General features: G+C 52.0%; 15 protein-coding genes and 1 pseudogene. 5 read left to right on the forward strand and 11 right to left on the reverse strand.

Annotated elements, in window-relative coordinates; all coding sequences use genetic code 11:
• From BAQU_RS09720 to BAQU_RS09735, 3 genes are all read left to right on the forward strand, one after another.
• Positions 1-477, forward strand: a 477-nt coding sequence (locus BAQU_RS09720; RefSeq protein WP_211277167.1) for a transposase, incomplete at its 5' end; no start/stop codon positions are given.
• 569 nt (positions 478-1,046) lie between these two features.
• Positions 1,047-2,696: a hypothetical protein gene (locus tag BAQU_RS09730; protein WP_094695178.1), complete on the forward strand. Its 1,650-nt coding sequence runs from the start codon at positions 1,047-1,049 to the stop codon at positions 2,694-2,696.
• 169 nt (positions 2,697-2,865) lie between these two features.
• Positions 2,866-3,720, forward strand: coding sequence for an NAD(P)-dependent oxidoreductase (locus BAQU_RS09735; protein ID WP_094695180.1), 855 nt, complete (start codon positions 2,866-2,868; stop codon positions 3,718-3,720).
• A gap of 248 nt (positions 3,721-3,968) precedes the next feature.
• Here the strand turns inward: BAQU_RS09735 and BAQU_RS09745 are convergent, their stop codons facing one another.
• The 3 genes from BAQU_RS09745 to BAQU_RS09755 all read right to left on the reverse strand — a co-directional run bounded on the left by BAQU_RS09745 (position 3,969) and on the right by BAQU_RS09755 (position 7,839).
• Positions 3,969-4,352, reverse strand: coding sequence for a hypothetical protein (locus BAQU_RS09745; RefSeq protein WP_094695184.1), 384 nt, complete (start codon positions 4,350-4,352; stop codon positions 3,969-3,971).
• A 169-nt stretch (positions 4,353-4,521) separates the two neighbouring features.
• A complete protein-coding gene (locus BAQU_RS09750; protein ID WP_158215698.1) occupies positions 4,522-5,142 on the reverse strand; it encodes a Type 1 glutamine amidotransferase-like domain-containing protein in 621 nt (206 codons plus the stop codon).
• 93 nt (positions 5,143-5,235) lie between these two features.
• Complete coding sequence (locus BAQU_RS09755; protein WP_094695188.1) at positions 5,236-7,839, reverse strand: excinuclease ABC subunit UvrA; 2,604 nt, start codon at positions 7,837-7,839, stop codon at positions 5,236-5,238.
• 480 nt (positions 7,840-8,319) lie between these two features.
• Here BAQU_RS09755 and BAQU_RS09765 point away from each other — a divergent pair, with 480 nt between their 5' ends.
• Together BAQU_RS09765 and BAQU_RS09770 are read left to right on the forward strand one after the other, a co-directional pair.
• Entirely contained in the window at positions 8,320-9,711 is a 1,392-nt protein-coding gene (locus BAQU_RS09765; protein WP_094695192.1) for an NAD-dependent succinate-semialdehyde dehydrogenase, read from the forward strand.
• Between the two features lie 164 nt (positions 9,712-9,875).
• Positions 9,876-10,133 (forward strand): hypothetical protein, encoded by a 258-nt coding sequence (locus tag BAQU_RS09770; protein WP_094695194.1) that lies wholly within the window; start codon positions 9,876-9,878, stop codon positions 10,131-10,133.
• A 490-nt stretch (positions 10,134-10,623) separates the two neighbouring features.
• Here the strand turns inward: BAQU_RS09770 and BAQU_RS09775 are convergent, their stop codons facing one another.
• The 8 genes and pseudogenes from BAQU_RS09775 to BAQU_RS09810 form a co-directional block, all read right to left on the reverse strand.
• On the reverse strand, positions 10,624-11,304 hold the full coding sequence (locus BAQU_RS09775) for an HAD family hydrolase (RefSeq protein WP_094695196.1): 681 nt from the start codon (positions 11,302-11,304) through the stop codon (positions 10,624-10,626).
• Positions 11,305-11,488: 184 nt separating this feature from the next.
• Positions 11,489-13,051: pseudogene (locus BAQU_RS09780) on the reverse strand (DEAD/DEAH box helicase); the annotation flags it as partial.
• A gap of 505 nt (positions 13,052-13,556) precedes the next feature.
• Complete coding sequence (locus BAQU_RS09785; protein WP_415447782.1) at positions 13,557-14,120, reverse strand: heat shock protein transcriptional repressor HspR; 564 nt, start codon at positions 14,118-14,120, stop codon at positions 13,557-13,559.
• Positions 14,121-14,205: 85 nt separating this feature from the next.
• Entirely contained in the window at positions 14,206-15,243 is a 1,038-nt protein-coding gene (locus tag BAQU_RS09790; protein WP_094695202.1) for a DnaJ C-terminal domain-containing protein, read from the reverse strand.
• A gap of 64 nt (positions 15,244-15,307) precedes the next feature.
• Positions 15,308-16,096, reverse strand: a complete 789-nt coding sequence (grpE, locus tag BAQU_RS09795; RefSeq protein WP_094695204.1) for a nucleotide exchange factor GrpE — start codon at positions 16,094-16,096, stop codon at positions 15,308-15,310.
• Positions 16,096-17,985 (reverse strand): molecular chaperone DnaK, encoded by a 1,890-nt coding sequence (gene dnaK, locus BAQU_RS09800; protein WP_094695206.1) that lies wholly within the window; start codon positions 17,983-17,985, stop codon positions 16,096-16,098. Before dnaK ends, grpE begins: the two co-directional genes overlap by 1 nt.
• 267 nt (positions 17,986-18,252) lie before the next feature.
• A complete protein-coding gene (locus BAQU_RS09805; protein ID WP_094695208.1) occupies positions 18,253-19,089 on the reverse strand; it encodes a carbohydrate ABC transporter permease in 837 nt (278 codons plus the stop codon).
• Positions 19,086-19,940 carry a carbohydrate ABC transporter permease gene (locus BAQU_RS09810; protein ID WP_094695209.1) on the reverse strand — a complete coding sequence of 285 codons (855 nt, stop codon included), beginning with the start codon at positions 19,938-19,940 and terminating at the stop codon, positions 19,086-19,088. Before BAQU_RS09810 ends, BAQU_RS09805 begins: the two co-directional genes overlap by 4 nt.
• Positions 19,941-20,076 lie beyond the last annotated feature (136 nt).

Raw genomic sequence — 20,076 nt, forward strand, 5'->3', positions numbered from 1 at the left:
AGTGAACTCCTGCCACAGGCCCGCTACCAGCGGTGCATGGTGCACTTCATGCGCAACGTGCTCTCGAAAGTCTCCCCTCGTCACACCCGATGGGCCGGGGACGCGCTCAAGGCCGTGTTCGCGATGGAATCACGCGAATCGGCGTTGGCCAAGGCCGAGCAGGTCGCCACCGAGATGGAGGAGCGGAAACTCAGGGAGGCCGCCAAGTGCCTGCGCGAGGGCATCGACGAGACCACCACGTACCTGCTCAAGGATTACCCGGTCGAGCATCGCCGGCGCATCCGAACGAACAACATGATCGAACGGTTGAACCGGGAGATCCGCAGGAGAACCCGCGTGGTGGGCGCTTTCCCGGATGGTAGATCGGCATTGATGCTCATCACTGCGAGAATCCGCTACGTCACCGGCAACCAGTGGTCGACCCGCCGCTACCTGGACATGTCCCGACTCCACGACACCATACAGGAAGCGAACTGACAACGCACACAGGAAACAAAAACCAAAGTGCGCAAGAACCCGGGCACTACCAATAAATCTTAAGAATTCTGAATTCATTTCACATGATTTCATTGATATATCAGTGTTTTAATGCGCAATTGATACAGAGATGAATACCTATTCATATGCTTGAGTCAATGCATGCCTTGTATCACATTAACCAAGTAGCGCTTTGTTTTACAGTCACACTCTTGTTTCAAATCGAGATATATGTATTGTTCATCACATGTGATGTGCACCATAACGATTAATTAAGTTCGTGGCAATAGCAGCGCTGCATTTTGGCAACAACGCTGCTGACACTGTTCGAAAGGCTCCTTGAAAGCAGCCCATCATATGCTCATCAAGGAGAGATTGCGCATATGCGCCGCATGTTCTCGAATTTCCATGCTTTTTCTGCTTGAATGTCTCCTAGGAATTCCTGAGAGATCAGCAGATGATACGTGCGAGGAGAGAATGTGCGCAGCATTCAGAAAGACCGCAGCAACACGAAAGGCGAGCACATATTCAGCTCGCGCGTTCGCATATGCTTGATCGCAACACTATCAATGGCGAGTGCTCTGGTGCTGATCTACCTTTCGATGCTCACTTTCCACGCCATTGCCCAGGCTGCGGCGATACGAGGTTCTGCAGCGACCAAGCAAGTTGCTCATGCTATCAGCTTTGCCTCTCCCAGCACCGCGAAATCCATAAAGACCAGCCCATATGAATTGGAATTCATGGATGGCTATCGCCCGTTTGGTGAGGTGCAGGTCCCCAATAAACGTCCGGTCGATCATGTGGTGCGCATCGGCAAGGCCGGTGCAACCGAGAAATATGTGTGCTGGACGACGGGGTCACCGCTCAAAACCACGCTTACGATTCCCGCAGCGCATATCGAAAACAGCCAAGGATCGCCGGTGACCATTCCGCTCACTCTGCGGCACAAACCGCGAGTGCTGTGGGGTACCCCATACGTAAGTTCTCACCACATCGTCAATGCTGTAAAGGCTGGTTTAGTGGCAAATGGGGTGAAAAACAATACACCGCGCCTGAATATCATTCTCCAACTTCTTCCCGTTGCCGTTGCGAAAACCATATCGTTTCCGGCAGGTCATTATGCTTTCAAGAATGTTGTCAACATGGTGAGCAACGTCACCATGCTCGGGAATAGGAATAAATCCTTCATTCAGATGCCGAAGCATGCTCGCGGCGGCATGGTTATCTGGTACCCAACGGGCGGAGCAACCGAATATGGTGGCATGCACGATGTCACATGGAAAAACATCACATTTCGAGGCGAATATCACAATCTGATACCGACACAGACCATCTATCAACCGCTCATTCATGCCAATCGCATTACCTTCGAATCATGCACCTTCTCCATGGTGCAACGCCCTTTCGGTCATCTCTTGGATGTTGATGGCAGCACAAATATTACCGTTCGCAATAGCACGGTCATCGGTTCTCCGAATCGAGGGCAGACTTTCAAAGAGGCATTTCAGATGGATGTCGCGGCGCTTGGAGCCAGCGGATACTACGACCGAGAGACGATCTTCGACAATCTTCCGACAACGCATATGTCGATTATCCACAATCGCTTTCTACCGTTGCGCAGCAAAACCGGCCGTCTGCTGCTCCCCGCAGCTGCACCGTTTGGCACACACATGGCCTATGCACGCACGACGAAGCTGAGCAGCTACATTCGTTTTGGCCTGTTCGAAGATAATTATGTTGAAGATCCAGCTGCCTATGAAGGTGCAGGGGGCTATAACAGTGCCGTGATCCATTTCGATGCAGCCGATGACATCACCATAACCCGCAATACCTTCAATTGGACAGGTGAAACCCCTCAGCCTTCGTGGGGAGTCGCTTTCTACGCGCGATCTCATCGCATGGTGAAACCTTCAGGCTGGCACGGCATCACGATAAGCGATAATGTCTTCAGAAATTTCGCTCCAACGCAAGGCGTTTTCGAACTGTATCGCGCATCCAACAGCATTGACATTCCAGGCAGATCGGTTTCGACCGTGCATATTCGCGGCAACCGATTCGATGGAACTCCGGTACAGCTTGCACTGTATTGGCTCCACCATTATTCCGAATCATTTATAGTCACGCACGATCAACACATTCGCGGTTTTGACAATGTGGCAGACGGAACGATATTCCTCGATACCCATCCCTCCAAGAATCACAACCGGACGTTTGCCTAGTTGCAAAGCAGCGCCGAGGCGGCCATTCTGGAATTCAATTTCCATGCCAATGCAGCGATACGTATATGTCAAGCAGCACATTGCCCTCTGCGAAATCTTGATGTACGAAACCTTCATTCAATTCGCGATGCCTAGGCTTGGACCGAATATAGATTGAAATTCAGGAGGCATGATGAACATAACCGTTCTTGGTACGGGCATTATGGGCGGTGGCATAGCCAAAGTTCTCGCTGCTCAGGAATTCAACGTAACAGCTTGGAATCGTACGATTTCGCATGCTGCACACTTGAAGAAAGACTCGGTTCATATTGAACCAGACATCAGGAAAGCAGTTTCACAGGCGGATATCATTGCCATCGTCGTATTCGACGCAGACAGTGTAATGAATGTTCTTGAGCAGGCAAGCGCTTCAGCACCCTCAGACGCAATCTGGGTGCAGATGTCGACGATTGGCAAACAGGGTGCTCGAAAGGTTGATGAATACGCGAAAAATCACGGCTTGAACGTTATCGAAACCATGATGATGGGCAGCAAGGATCAGGCCAATTCATCACAACTGGTGCTTATGGGCGGGGGCAGTCAGACACTGTTTGATCGGGCGAATCCTTTCACCAAGGCAGTATCAAAGAAACTCGTATTCTGCGGTCCGCATCTTGGAGATGGAACTGCCGTTAAGCTTGCCTGTAATCTCTGGCTTGGAAGCATCACCGTTGCAGCCAGCCAATCGTTGAAAGTTCTCGAACAGCAACATGTCGATCCTCGTCTCTTCTTGAATGTGATAGACGGCGGCACTACGGATTCTCCATATGCACACCTCAAGGGTGCGAAAATCCTCGCTCATGACTATTCAGCACAATTTGAGGTTTCGGCACTCGAAAAGGATCTTGGTCTGATGAAGGATGTGATGCAAGACATCGGTTTTCGCAACGATCTTCTCACCACCGTGCTCGGCCTCTACACCGAATCTGACAAGAACGGCCACACCCATGATGACGTAAGCGCTGTCGCGACAACTTTCGACTGATTAGTGGCATGTTGTTGCTGTTCAGCCAGGAAAACTTGCCCCCGCACAACGAGATTTTGAGTTTTGTGGCAATTTCAAAGTATCAATGGAAGAAATCATTGTTTTGCAGTCGATATTCCGCAAAAAACAGCTCTGCATATTTTGAAATTGCCACAAAACTCAAAATATCGCAATATCGCAATATCGCAATGCATAATCGCGCAGCTTCTTTTGAAGTTGCGCGATTATGCTGCATTCTTTAAAAGAAATCAGTTGAGAATCTGCTGTACCGAACCGCGAATCTTTGAGGTGGCATCATCAACGGCCGAGCTGGCATTCTTCACAGTCTCGTTTACAGCGGAAGTCGCATTGTTCAACGACTCATTTACCGCCTTGCGAACCTGCTTGTTACCGCGATCGATGGTCTTCTGCCAATCCTTTGGGATTTCAACCTTCGTTTCACGGCAATACTTGAAGTAGAGGAACAGTGCGATACTCGCAATCACAGCTATGGCACAGAACAGCTTCATGTGCCCGTGCTGAGACTCTTCCTCATCACCCCAACCGTAGGTGTCATTGGTTTGCTCGGAATCTTTGAAGTCTTCCTCGTCGTCGCGGTTTTTATTCTTGTTTTTATTCTTGTCGCTTGCCATAGTCATCCCCCTTGGGCACAAGGTTACTCTCATCTTACGGATTTCAGCTGTTGCACACTCTTAGAGAAATAATTTTCCCCAACCCTGTTACGAATGATATGGAGCACAGGGCATCATAAGCCGCGTGTATGTCAGATCGCGCATTCAGATCATGACGCGCTCGAGAGCTTCAGACTCGTACGATGCTCTCGGAATCATCACGAATCACAATCGCTTCGCGATTTGATATGGCATGCAGATCGTAGCGATGCGAATAGTCACGCTGGATTGCCTTGGCAGCTGCCTTGAACGGGAAGTTGCCGACATGCGGCAAGAGATAGAAGTCAAGCACCCCAAGCCCGGTATAATCACCGTTGAGGCTGGGAACCGCATCTGTGGAATCCATGTGTGAGATGAAATCGATGCTGGGAGAAAGTATCACCGAACCTGCAGAAACTCCGATATACGTCTTCCCTGCATTGATGTGTTCGATTATTGCCTGGTCCGCACCACTTTTGCGCAATTCCTGCAGAAGGTAGAACGTATTGCCCCCGGTAACCATAATGTAATCACTACGAGCGATCCGTTCTCGAATCTCCTTGAGAGAGGCTTTCGAAACTTCAAGATCTGAAACATTGATACCCAAGGCGGTCAGCGCGCGCCGATCCACGTTCACGAAATGCTTGATGGTCTGCTGCGAGCTCGCGGTTGGAATAAGGCATGCGGTCTTCCCTCTGCAATCGCCACCAGCAAAAGTGCGAAACTCAGCGGCCAAAGGGGCGAACATCGAGGTAAGAAATAGCGAGCGCATATATCCTCCAATTGACCATGCCCATCTTATTCCCTGCTTATTGCAAAACTGCATGGGAACACCTGTTGCACATGTTCTGAATGCACGACAGGTTCAATGTCTGGACGCTTCGACTGTTTCATTGTTCAGATGCCTGTGCAGATACTTGCCGGTGATGCTATGTGGGTTGGAAGCTATTTCCTCCGGTGTACCGGATGCCACAATTCGTCCGCCCGCCTGCCCTCCGCCGGGGCCCATATCGATTACATAATCGGCATTGGCAATCATGTCAAGGTCATGCTCGATGAACACAACCGTCGCACCTTTGTCGATAAGGCGTTGCAGAACCTTGAGCAGGGTTCGCACGTCAAGCGGATGCAGTCCTGTTGTCGGCTCGTCAAGTATGAACATCGTGCTCGTGTGCCGCTTGCCCAGTTCATTGGCGAGCTTGAGACGCTGTGCCTCACCACCGGAAAGCGAGGGAGTATCCTCACCGAGCTTTACATATCCAAGTCCCAGATCGCTCAGGGTAGCGAGCGCCTTGTAGATACGCCGTAGACTTGCGTGCGGAATCGAAGCATCAGTTGCAGTCCGATCTTCGACACCACGATCAGCAAAGAGTGGCAGCGCATCATCCACTCCCATATTGAGCAGCTCAGGCAGCGTAAGGCTTTGAATACCTTCAGCCGATGCAAGCTTCACATGAATATCCCCAACATTCGGTCTGTAACGAGAGCCCTGACACACTGGACAAGTGATCGTTACATCAGGCAGGAACTGAATATCCAGGCTGATTTGACCCGTTCCATCGCACTCCGGGCAACGCAGCGAACCGGTGTTATACGAAAAGTCGGAAAGCTTAAGCTTGCGCTTGCGAGCATCGTCGGTCGCCGCGAACACGCGTCTCAATGCGTCCATGACACTTGTATATGTTGCAACCGTTGAACGCACATTGATACCGATAGGCGTTGAATCAACGACTCGAACGCGTGTGATTTCAGCATTGTCAAGGCTGTTCACATGTGCCGGTAACTTTTGGGCGTCGGCGAGCGCTCGCAGACCGGACACCAGTGACTCAAGCACCATCGTGGTTTTGCCAGATCCGGATACGCCGGTGACGGCGGTCATTCTGCCTTTCGGCACTTGCACATCGAGGGCATGCACCGTGTGAATCGGTGAAGTCTTCATATGAATGCATGAGCCGCTCTGCAAGTCAACTGTGTTGCGATCTCTGCACATTACCGGCTCGGAACCGTCCAGGAAACCACCAATTCGCGATATTGGGTCTGCAGCGACTTCACTCGGCGTTCCTTGAGCTATCACGGTACCACCCAATCGACCCGCACCACACCCCATCTCAATGAGGTGGTCGACTCGCTTCAAGACACCGGTATCGTGATCAACCAGCACAACCGAATTGCCATCCGCCAGCAAGTCGCGCATCACTCCCATTAGACCCTCGATATTGCTAGGATGCAGACCTGTTGATGGCTCATCAAGCACATACAGTGCGCCGGTCGTCTCGTTGCGGACTGCACGCGAAAGTTGTGCGCGCTGACGTTCGCCTGTTGAGAGTGATGCGGAAGAGCGATCAAGGGTCAAATATCCTAGGCCCAGCTGCACCAACCTTCGGCTCATCAGCATGAATGCATCAACGAGATCCTGCGCCATCATTCGCATGGAAGTCGGCACAGTGTCAGGAATCGTCCGGACCCACTGCTGAATTTTCGTGAGAGGCCACGCGGTCACTTCTGCCAGATTGTGTTCTTCGATCCTCGGTGCTCGAGCCAATTCACTGAGCCTTGTACCCTCGCACGTTGGACATTGTCGCTCAACCACAAACTTAGTTACCTTTGCCAGGCGCTTCTCATCATTGGCTCGCTTGAGTTCGTCCAACACCGTGAGACGTGCATTGCGAAATGTGAAATCCAGCTCGTGCACGCCCTTGACCGAAGTGAAGGTAATATGCTTCTTCTCTTCAGGACCGTTGAAAACTATGTCTTTTTCACGATCTGTCAACTGGTTCCACGGCACGTCAATGCGAACGCCGAATTCGTGCACTATTGCAGGCTGCACATTGAATCCGAATGTGCGCCAAGGGACCACTGCGCCTTCATCAATGGTCAACGTGGGATCGGGAACAATCGTCGAGTCATCGACATCCCGAACGATTCCAGTTCCCTGGCATGTCGGGCATGCCCCGAGAGAGTTGAACGCCAGTTCCTCGGCACTCGGCGCATGTATCGGTTTGCCGCACACCTCGCAGTTGAATGCGATCTCTGCGGCTACCTTGAGTGTGGGTGCGTTGTAATGTCCGTTCGGGCAACGATGAGATGCCAAGCGCGAGAACATCAGACGCAGGACGTTCAGCAGTTCCGTCGAAGTTCCAAAGGTCGAACGCACTCCTCCAATACCTGGTCGCTGGCGCAATGCCAAGGCTGGCGGAATGTATTTCACCGAATCCACTTGTGGCTTTGCGGTCTGCGTCATGCGTCTGCGCGTGTATGTCGAAAGCGCATCCAGATAGCGTCGTGCCCCTTCCGCATAGAGAATCCCCAAGGCAAGTGAAGATTTTCCAGAGCCCGAGACTCCCGCAATTCCGACAAGCTGGTGCAGCGGAATCGAGAGATCAATATTTTTAAGATTATGGACGCGCGCACCATGGATTTCTATCGCTGATGGTTCTCGCCTTGCTGCACAATTATTCGATTCTGTCATTTTCTGTTCAACTTCTTGCCATTTCTCGCAAATTTTCAGCCATCTCCGGCATCGATTGCTGCCAAAACCACTCTGCTCAGTCTCAACGACAAGACAGACCCGTTCATTGTGAACTCCACAAAGTAGAGAGGCCGAATAACAGCGAAATCACGTCGATTGAATGCGGAAAATGTGCTTCTATACTTTGCGAAGTTCACAATGAACACCACTGTTCGTCGAATTGAATCTTGCACACCTCTCCAATGGCATTTTCACTTCGCCGACGGCAAATAATTGTCAATTGGCTCACACTTTCAGCTCATTTAGTCACAACGGGTGCATAATTAATGCAGGCAAGGGGGCCGGTGATGCATCAATGTATGCATGTCAGCTCTCCCGCCCCAGACAATTCACATGCTGCGTTGATCTGAAAAGACCTTGCACAACACATGAAGAATCTGACCTGCACAAGCGACATAATCGCCCAAGGAAGAGTGACTCATGGCATATCAATCAATTAATCCGTATACCGGCGAACTTATTGAATCGTTCGATACCGCAACTGACGATGAGGTCAGATGCGCCATCACCAAGGCAGATGAAGCATTCCAGTCCTGGAAGGAAACATCGTTCGCAAAACGTGCAGAGATTCTGGCGAACATTGCCAGAATTCTTCGCGAGCGTCACACCGACTATGCGCGCATCCTCACCACCGACATGGGTAAGCTCATCGGCGAAGCAGAGGCAGAGGTCGAACTTACCGCAAAGATGCTCGACTATTACGTTGAGCATGGTGAGGAAGAGCTTCAGCCTCGCACGATCCATGTGGAAGGTTTCCCCGATGGCAAGGTCAAGCTTGATTACGAACCACTTGGCGTGCTTTATATGGTCGAACCTTGGAACTTCCCGTATTACCAGATCGTTCGAGTCGCAGCGCCACAGCTCATTGCTGGAAATACGCTGCTACTCAAGCATGCTTCGAACGTGCCTCGTTCAGCCGTGGCCTTCGAAAAGCTGTTCAAGGAGGCGGGCCTGCCTGATGGCGTTTTCACCAATCTGTTTGCGTCACACGACCAGAACGAACTCATTCTCGCCGATCCACGTGTCAAGGGCGTGGCCCTTACCGGTAGTGAAGGCGCTGGCGCGGCGATAGCATCGACGGCTGGCAAGTATCTCAAGAAGAGCACCCTCGAACTCGGTGGTTCCGATCCATTCATCATTCTCGAAGATGCGAATCTGGACAAAGCTGTCAATTGGGCGGTTATCGGTCGCCATTGGAATGGCGGTCAGGTCTGTGTGTCTTCGAAGCGCATCATCGTCGTCGATTCCCTCTACGACGAGTTCCTTGAGAAATACCGCGCCGGTGTCGCCAAGCTCAGGATGGGAGATCCTCTTGATCCAAGTACGACGCTTGCTCCGCTCTCAACGCAGTCGGCCGTTGATATTCTGGACAAGCAGGTCAAGGAGGCCATAAAGCATGGAGCCCATGCAGAACGGCTCGGAGATCCTGTTCCGCAAACGGGCGCCTTCTACCAGCCCACCATCCTGACCGGCATCACACCCGATAATCCAGCGTATACGACCGAAATGTTCGGACCGGTGAGCTCGATCTACCGTGTGAAGGACGAAGCTGAGGCAATCAAGGTTGCCAATGGAACACCATTCGGACTCGGCGGATCCGTGTTCACCGAGGATTCCGCCCGCGCCTGGGATGTCTCCCGCAAGATCACGACCGGCATGATGTTCATCAACCATCCGACCGGTGTGAAAGCTGATATTCCATTCGGCGGCGTGAACCGTTCTGGATATGGCCACGAGCTGATCGATCTTGGCATTCACGAATTCGTGAACATCAAGGTCATAGCCGAACCGAGGATCGACGACGCTTTCTAAGTCGGGCCGTGGCATCAGGTCGAGTGGGGCGCAGTCAGCCGGGAAACACTCGGCGTTTCTCAGCTGACTGCTGATAACACGCCAATAACACCCAAATTCAACACTTTTGGTCTCTGAACCTGTATATTCAGAATCGTTATATTCAACAAGCGAAGGGGGTTGCAATGGGATTAATGGATGATGCCAAGAAAGCTGCCAGAGACGCTGGTGATAAGGTTTCGGATGCTGCAGCAGACTTGAAGGATGCAGTCAGCGAAAAATTTGCAGATGCAAAGAAGGCTGGTTCTGACAAGGCCGACGAGGTAAAAGACATTGCCTCGGATAAAGGCGACGAGCTGAAGGCCAATGCAAAAGTCGCAGGAGCCAAGGCTGAAAAAAAGGGTGTCGAGATCAAGAACGATGCCAAGGATGCAGCCCGCTGAAGCATCACATGTAATCGGATAACGCCTTTCGGCAGATTCATGCGAATGAACAGCCCTGGCTTCCGGTGAGTGATATGAAAATCCCCTGTCCGTTTTATACGGATGGGGGATTTTCATATATGGATTTTATAGTCTGTGTATAAACCAGTTGCGTGTCTTACCTCATTGTTGTCAATATCGAGTTATCATTGACTATCCATCTACCAAGCTGAGGTGATCACGATGATGTGTCAACCTTTTTACACCGAAACTGGTGGCCGACGCAGGTTTTATCACGATGATGACGACTGCCCCTTTGGAAGGGCGATACCGATTGATACACGATGCGAAGGCATGGGAAATAGACCACATTGCTGGCTTTGTGCAGGACTGTTACGAGACCAGCAGGGCGTTCCTCGACCAGACCCGAATCTTGTCGAGCGCTTTTCCTGAATCTGCGAGTACTCCACCAAGCGGCTAATGCCAGTCGCGTGTGGAGCATCGCTTTGATTCAGCTATGCTGGATACTGCGCTTCTCAACGAGTTCGGAGAGCATCTTTACACTGGTCTGGGCATACGTCTCAATCGATGCGAACTCCTGGCCGTATGCATTCGGACTCTTCGAATACCCTGTAATTGCAACCGTAGTTGCGCCGGAAGCCACCGCTGATTGCAACCCTGGCCGCGAATCTTCGATGGCGATGCATTGTTGGATTTCGGCGAGTGGCACGTTCGCCACTTTACATGCCTGAAGATACGGCGCAGGATCGGGCTTCTTGGGCAAATTATCGTCACCGCAGACGAAGCCAGAGAAAACATCGTCGGGGGCCTGATGAACTGCTGCTTCGGCCATACGTCTGGGTGATGCCGTTACCAGAATCGATGGAATGTTGTGCTTGGCCAACTCGATAAGCAGTTCGATAGTGCCTGGAATCCAAGGCATGCGTTCCTCTTCAAGCTGAGCAACTCGCTCAATCAGCATCTTGACGATGGTAGGAACCGCGAGCTGGGTGCCGTGGTCAACCATGGCCTGCGCGCACATAGACACCGGAAAACCTGAGTGTTGCCAACCGATCTCTTCGTTCCACTCGCCGCCGTGTGCGTGAGCAATCTCAATTTCAGCCTGATGCCAATAAGGCTCGGAGTCGATAAGGGTTCCATCCATATCCCAGAAAACGGCTTTGAGCTTCATTAATCATGCCTTTCATCGTTCGTCAACTTGCACACCCCGGGGTCAATACAGCCGTCGGAGCATATCGGGCTGCGGAGCACCCCTGTTGCAGAGTACACGAATGGGTACCATCACTGCCCGATGGAGCGATGGCACCCATCGAGACAAACCTTCAGCGACCGGAAATTCTGAATGGTGCGCGATTTTTCTTGCTGTGTCTGCGTGGTGCAGATCCACGGGAGTCGCTACCGCGCATCGGGCTGTGCTCCGAGTTGTGCTGATGCTCGGAACGACGGCTACGAGCATGCTCATTACGTGATCCTGGACGTGAAGAAGAGCTGTTCTGACCATGCCTGCGACCAGAGCGCTCACCACGGCTGCCACGACGATGGCTGCCTGAACCTTGAACCGGCTCAAGCGGTTCAAGGGTCCAGTCATCAACACGAGCGGCATGCTGACCGACGAGCGACTCCACGACTGGTGAATCACTGGTCACCGAAACGGGCTTGCTGGTGATGTTCGCCATACGAAGCATGCGACGCACATCTCTGCGCTGCTCGGGGAGCACCAAGGTCACCACATCGCCTTCGTGTCCTGCGCGAGCGGTTCTTCCCGAACGGTGCAGGAATGACTTTGCATCTGCCGGTGGGTCGACCTGCACAACCAGCTCGACACCGCTGATATCCACACCACGAGCGGCAACATCAGTTGCAACCAGCACACGAACAGAGCCGTTGCTGAATGCATTGAGGTTTCGGTCACGCTGGTTCTGTGAAAGATTACCGTGAAGCTCGGCGGCAGGAATGCCGCTGTTGGTGAGGTTCTTGGCCAGTTTCTTCGCCTGATACTTGGTTCTGGTGAAGAGAATGCGCTTGCCTTTGCCAGACGCCAAGGTACGCACAAGTTCATGCTTGGTGGCCTGAGTCGTTTCAAAGATGTGATGCGTCATGGTCGATACATGTGCTGTGGCATCATCGATCTCGTGCACCTTTGGATTATGCAGGAATCTGTGCACCAACTCATCGATGCCATGGTCAAGTGTTGCCGAGAAGAGCATGTGCTGAGCTTCGCTGGGAATCTGCTCCAGCAAGCGCTCAACAGCAGGCAAGAAGCCCATATCTGCCATCTCATCAGCCTCATCAAGGATGGTCACTTCGACTGCATCGAGCGAAAGCAAATGCTGCCTGAGCAAATCTTCGAGACGACCTGGGCATGCGACAACGATATCCGCACCCGCGCGAAGAGCATCGACCTGACGTTGCTGGCGTACACCACCATAGACAGTTGTGGTCTGCAGGCGGCATAGAGCGGCCAGAGGTTCAACAACCTCGTTGATCTGGTTTGCAAGTTCACGAGTCGGAGCGAGAATCAAACCGCGCGGCTCTGGCAAAGGCATGCGTCGTTGGCTCTTGCCTGATCGGCGATTGCCACCGCGGTTTCTTCCGTTGCGACCCTCGTCTTCAAGCTGCCCGCCACGCTTGCGCATTACGCGTTCATAGCGCTCAAGAGCTTCATCGTCTTCAGCACCACCTTGCATGCCGAGTCTTACAACCAAGGGAATCGCGAACGCGAGTGTCTTACCCGAACCTGTTTTTCCACGGCCAAGAATGTCTCGTCCTGCAAGTGAATCCGGCAGGGTATCTTTTTGAATCGGGAATGCGGTCGCCTTGCCCTCTGAGGCGAGAGCCCTGCAAATCATTTCAGGAACGCCAAGTTCTGAGAATGGAATTTTCTTCTCATCCGCATGCTGGGAGTCATCTTCCTGCATATGCTTCAAGTCTTGGGTTGGGTGTGTTTGTGTCTGTGAATGTTGTGAAACCGAAGTGGACACCGGTTACCTTTCGTATTGGGCATGAAAATATATGCAGCAGACATGCCGAAGCCTTGCCGCGTAGTCGCAAGCAAGGCAAAAAATTCGTGAATTAAATCCCGATAATCAGAGCGTTCCAGCGACGGGGACTTAATGCAGTCCCAAACGGGTCTTAACTATACAGCATCGTCCCTATTTCGTTATGAATCACGCAAATCTTCACATTCTCCCGCACCATCGAATTGAAAATTGGCCCAAAAATATGTGAAAGCCGACCACGAAATTCGCGTTGGACAACAAGATTTCCGAGTTTTGTGGCAATTGCACGGTATAGATCGCTAAGATCCGCTTGTTTCGATACACCATTTCAACAATTCTGCGCGTTTATGCTGTGCAATTGTCACAAAACTCGGAAATCTCATCTGAAACGCACCGGAGTAAGAGCAAGCAACCCGCAAATCTCTTAGAATTCTTGATCCGAACCCCAAATAATCAGAGAACGCGACGAACCTAGCTCATCCGTCTCGTCAAAAGCAACGAGCTCCTCATCATTACGATGCGTTTCGTGACGCCACAGGCGCGCACGCTCGGAACGCTGCACTTCAATAACCTCGCCATTGCGCCCAGCAGCGAATACGCTCGAACCGCTGGGTACACGCATGCGTCTTATTTCACGTCGGAGCTGGCGATTTTCCTCTTGCAAGGCAAGAATACGCGTGACTCCCGCCAGATTAATCGACTCGTCCTGACTTAAGTGCTGCGCCTGACATAACCTATCAATGTCGCGAAGTGAATATCGACGAGCACCGCCCCGCGTGCGCTTCGGTACCACCAAACCCAAACGGTCATACTGTCGCAAAGTCTGCGGGTGAATTTTCGCCAGTGTCGCGACCTTGCCAACCGTGAACACGGGCAGATCGCTGTCGAATCCGGAATCCTCTACATTGTCAAGATCAAGTCTTCCATCAACGAGTGAGTGGGCGCAGATGATATACATCTGTCGCAAGTCTCGCGTTATCTTCTGCACGCTCGCTCACCTCCCTGATCCCTAGGTCAGCCATGTACCAGCCGCCGAGCCACGCGCCGGCACTCGGTCAATCGGCTGACTGAACTTATTTATTCAACCGCTCATCGGCAATTTTTTGAGTAAAGCTGTCGCTCGCCTTCTCGAATTCCTTCAATGCCTTCTTTTGAGCCACGCTCAAACGACCAGGCATGCGGATTCCAACCTTGGCGACCAAATCACCGTTTCCACGCCTCGATTGCACGCCCTTGCCCTTGATGCGAACTGTATCTCCGGCAGAACTTCCCGATGAGAGCTTGAATGTGACTTCCTCACCATCGAAGTCCAGCGCTTCCACTTTCGCTCCGAAAGCGGCTTCGGTTACAGTCACGGGAAGGGACATCACGATATCGCGACCATCAAGGCTGAACTGCGGATCGGTGCGCACATGCACACTGAGGTACAAATCGCCGCGCGAACCGCCATTCTTTCCGGCAGCACCCTTGCCAGCCAAACGTATACGCTGACCGTCATGTACACCAGCAGGAACATGAGTCTTGAACTTCGAACCGCCTACGCTCAGAGAAACGGTCGCGCCTTTGACTGCCTGCCTGAACGTCAGGGTGATATCCGACTTCAGATCCTTGCCCTGGGTAGGCGCAGCCTGTCGAGTCTGCTCATATGCGGAACCGCCAAAACCTGAACTCCCAAATCCGGCACGACGGTGGCCTGCTCCCCCACCAAACGCAGAGAAGATATCAGAGAAATCACCCTGCTGTCCGCCGCCCGAAGTGGTAAAACGAACGTTTCCGCCGTTGCCCCCGCCGTTGCCGAACATAGTGCCAAACATATCCTGGAATGAGTCTGCAGAGAATCCTCCCTGCCCAGATCCGCCCGAGAACCGGGCTCCTCCCATGCCAAACTGACGGATCGCATCATACTTCTGGCGCTGTTCCTTGTTGTTCAAAACGTCGTAGGCCTCCGAAATATCTTTGAACTTCTCTTCGGCCTCCTTCGTCTTGTTCAGATCCGGATGGTATTTTCGAGCCAACTTACGATATGCCTTCGTGATCTCCGCGGCACTTGCGTCCTTGGAGATGCCAAGGACACGGTAAAAATCCTTGTTCAGCCATTCATTCTCAGCCATGTAATCTCCTTTTGTGGACTGTTTGAACGTGAGCTCAATGCTGTGTGATGATGCCTCGCCGCCGTCACTTCTCCTTTGGAGAGGAGACCACAACGCGAGCTGCACGAATCACGCGATCTCCGATTCGGTATCCGGCCTCCACAACGGTGTCTACGGTCTCCTTCTCGGCTTCGGCATCAGGCTTGTGCAAGATCGCCTCATGCTTGGTCGGGTCGAAGTCCTCGCCTTTTTCACCGAACTTCTCGACACCAAATTTCTTGAAAGTTGCATCAATCTTGGTCGAAACAGCCTTGAAGGAATTGTCGATCTCACCGTGTTCCTTAATGCGATCAATGTCGTCGAGTGCGGGCAGCAGAGCCGTCAAAACATCGGTGATGCCGTGCTGACGGAACAGTGTCTGCTCCTTCAATGCACGATTGCGATAGTTCACGAACTCCGCACGCTCACGTTGCAGCGCCTCGAGATATTCCGCGGCTTCCTTCTTTGCCTTGCCCAATGGCGTCAACTCCCCGTCGTCGGTATCTGCTTCGGCTGATTGTTCCCCTTGCTCAGAATCTTCATCCTTGCCAGACCTGGTCGATTCTGATTTTTCATCTTCAGAACCCATATCATCTGACGACTTTGCATTATCTGAACCGGTTGAAGGAGCGTTGGGATCTATGTTCGTCCCCGCTTCTGGTGAGGGCCCTTCAGCAGCCTCATCCGCTGCAGCGCTGGGTGCATCACTCGACGCTGGCGTCTGATCACTTTCATCGGTGACATGCCCCAACTTACCGGCAGATGCCGGGTCGTTCTTCAACGACTCGACATCTTCCATATTCTGCAAGTAATCGTCCTTATCAAAATCGGACATCACTCGCCGTCCTTCTTCTTGTCGTCATCCACAACCTCGGCATCTACGACATCGTCATCATCGGATGAACCTGCCGCATTGTCAGAAGCCTGACCAGCGCCAGCTCCGGCAGCACCTGCCGCACCGGCAGCCTGCTGCTGCGAGTAGAGAGCCTCGCCGATCTTCTGTGCAGAAGTGGTCAGCTCGGTTTGAGCGGACTTGATCTTCTCGATGTCGTCACCCTTCAAGGCTTCCTTCAAGGCATTCACCTTGTCGGTGACTTCCTTGGCGACATCATCGGAAAGCTTAGCCTTGTTGTCGGTTACGAGCTTTTCGGTCTGGTATGCGAAGGACTCTGCATTGTTGCGGGTCTCTGCATCTTCACGACGCTGCTTGTCTTCGCCCTCGTGAGCCTCAGCCTCCTTGACCATGCGGTCAATCTCGTCCTTTGGCAGACCTGAGCCACCGGTGATCGTCATAGACTGTTCCTTGCCAGTGCCCTTGTCCTTTGCAGAAACGTGCACAATGCCGTTGGCATCAATGTCGAAGGTGACTTCGACCTGAGGAACGCCACGTGGAGCTGGAGCAATGCCGGTCAACTCGAAGGTTCCGAGCGGCTTGTTGTCGCGAGCGAACTCACGTTCACCCTGATAGACCTGAATCAGCACGCTTGGCTGGTTATCTTCAGCGGTTGAGAAGACTTCCGAGCGCTTGGTAGGAATTGCAGTGTTGCGGTCGATCAGCTTGGTCATGATGCCACCCTTGGTCTCGATGCCAAGGCTCAATGGCGTCACATCAATCAAGAGAACGTCCTTGCGGTCTCCCTTGATAACGCCGGACTGTACGGCTGCACCAACGGCCACAACCTCATCTGGGTTGACAGACTTGTTGGCTTCCTTGCCGCCGGTAAGCTCCTTGACGAGCTCCTGCACTGCTGGCATACGTGTTGATCCACCAACGAGCACGACGTGGTCGATGTCGTTGACAGAAATGTTTGCATCGGAGAGCACGTTGTTGAATGGTGTGCGGCAACGACCAAGCAGATCTGAGCTCATCTCTTCGAAGTGTGCGCGGGTCAGCGTCTCGTCCAAGTGCACTGGAGTGCCGTCCTGGGTCATTGCCAGGTACTGCATTGAGATGTTGGTCGAAGTCGAGGAGCTGAGTTCCTTCTTAGCCTGCTCAGCGGCTTCCTTCAAACGCTGCAGAGCGATCTTGTCCTTGGCGAGATCAACTCCATACTTGTTCTTGACCTCACCGACAAGCCAGTCAATGATCTTCTGATCCCAGTCATCACCGCCGAGACGGTTGTCGCCGTTGGTCGCCTGAACCTGAATGGTCGAGAAGCCGTCGTCATCCTTGCCAATCTCCAGCAGGGACACATCGAATGTGCCGCCACCGAGATCGAAGACCAGAATGCGTTCGTCTTCCTTGCCCTTTTCAAGACCATAAGCCAGCGCTGCTGCCGTTGGCTCGTTGATGATACGAAGAACGTTCAATCCAGCGATCTTGCCGGCATCCTTGGTTGCCTGACGCTGTGCATCATTGAAGTATGCAGGGCAGGTAATGACCGCGTCAGTGACTGGACCGCCCAGATATGCCTCGGCATCTCTCTTGAGCTTGATCAGGATCTGTGCTGAAATCTCCTGTGGAGTCCACTTCTTGCCGTCAATGTCTACCGTCCAGTCAGTGCCCATGTGGCGCTTGACTGAGCTGATGGTGCGGTCAACGTTGGTGACTGCCTGACGCTTGGCGACTTCGCCCACCAGAATCTCACCGGACTTGCTGAAAGCAACCACCGATGGTGTGGTACGAGCGCCTTCTGCGTTCACGATTACTGTTGGCTCGCCACCTTCGAGCGTTGCAATGCAGGAATTTGTGGTTCCCAGATCGATACCTACTGCACGTGCCATGTTATGTATTCCTTCTGTTGTCGTTGTGCATCGCGGTTCTGGCGCAATGCCTGTTTCTACGGTTTCCCGCTCATGTTCTCGACCAGCTGCTGAAGTTCGCACCTCGCAGCCTTTCCAAAACTTGAGCCTACATCACTCAACTTCTGAACGCAAACTATTATTCCCGATTATGAAACATTCTGAGTGTTGAACAGAAAAATGACCAACCTCGAGCCTTCCGACCGAGGATGGTCATTTATGACATGTGCATTGACTGGGCCTGCTGTATCACCCCTTCACAGCGCCGGCCATCACACCTTTGATGATGTACTTTTGGCAGATCAGATAGAAAACGACAATGGGAATAATCGCCAGCACCAGGCAGCCCATCATGGCTCCCATGTCGACCGAACCATACCCTCCACGAAGATACTGGATTGCTATGGGCATCGTCTTGTATTTGCTCATATCCAATGTCAGATATGGGAGGAGGAAGTCATTCCATATCCACATGGTCTGCAGAATAGCTACGGAAATGATCGAAGGTCGCATTATCGGAACAACGATCTGGAAGAAGATTCGAGGAACGCTCGCTCCATCGATCATGGCCGACTCCTCTAACTCCTGAGGTATTGACTTGATGACACCGGTGAAGATGAACACTGACAAGCCAGCGCCAAAACCGAGATAGATGATCCATAGGCCCCACGGAGTGTTGAGACCAAGCATGTCGGAGATCTTCGAGAGGGTGAACATCACCATCTGGAATGGAACAATCATATTGAACAGGAAGAGAATGTACAGTGTCTTGGCAGATGCATTTCCCACACGAACGATCCACCAGGCGCACATTGACGTGCAGATCAGGATGAGCACTACCGATCCTACCGTTATGACGACTGTCCAGACAAAGCTGGCCAACAGGTTGGTCTGCTCAATGCCATTGATGTAGTTGGTGAATCCCACGAAGGTTTTCTTGAAGGGAATTGAGAATGCATTGACGGTAATGTATGTCTTGTCTTTGAACGAGTTCAAAAGGACGAGAAAGAGCGGGAAAATCCATACGATCGAGATAACCGTAAACAGCAGGGTCCACAACCAACCGTGCTTGACTTTGTCATTCATGCTGCCACTTCCTTACTGGTAGTCAGGCGATTTTGAATAAGCACTATGGCGCCAACGATAAGGAAGAACACAACTGCCTTCGCCTGACCGACGCCTTCAAATCCGATTCGCCCATAGAACGTTCGATAGATGTTCAGTGCCAACAATTCAGATGTGTTTCCTGGCGCACCGTTCGTCAATGCGAGATTCTGATCGAATAGTTTGAAACCATTGGTGACTGTGAGGAACGTGCACACAGTAATCGATGGCATCATCAAAGGCAACGTGACTTTGAACAGCGTCTGCGTTTTCGAAGCACCATCAACTGCAGCAGCCTCCAGAACATCGCCCGGCAGACTCTGCAATCCGGCGATATAAATGATCATCATGTATCCAATCTGCTGCCACGAAACGAGAATCACGATTCCCCAAAACCCATACGTTCCCGAGAAGGTGATGGACCTGCCCCACTTGGCGAGCACACCATTGATGAGTAGAAGCCAAATATAACCAAGAATGATGCCACCTATGAGGTTGGGCATGAAGAACACCGAGCGGAATAGACTCGAACCGCGTATCGACTTGGTCAGGAAATATGCAATGGCGAATCCAAAGACATTCACGATGATTGTCGTAATGATTGCGAATGCAATGGTTCTCCAAAGCGCATTGACAAACTCGGGATCGCTGAACACTCCTCGATAGTTTCGCAATCCAACCCACCTTGAATTGGTTACCGTGGAGAACTTGGTGAAACTCAGGTAAATACCCATAATAAAGGGAACTACAAATCCAATGATAAAAGCAGCAAATGTGGGAAGGACAAATAATGCCCACCACTTTCGCACTGCTTTTCCTGCCATCGTTATCATAAATCGCTCACTTCCTCCTCGTTGAGAAAATCCCAGAATGAATTCCACGCGTGTTCTGGAGTGAAGAAAACAGCAGAAATATCGTTATTGACACATCTGTCAAGGAACCCAAACCCAAGAAAAAAATAACAAAATT

Source organism: Bifidobacterium aquikefiri (genome assembly GCF_002259795.1).
GTDB classification, from domain to species: domain Bacteria; phylum Actinomycetota; class Actinomycetes; order Actinomycetales; family Bifidobacteriaceae; genus Bombiscardovia; species Bombiscardovia aquikefiri.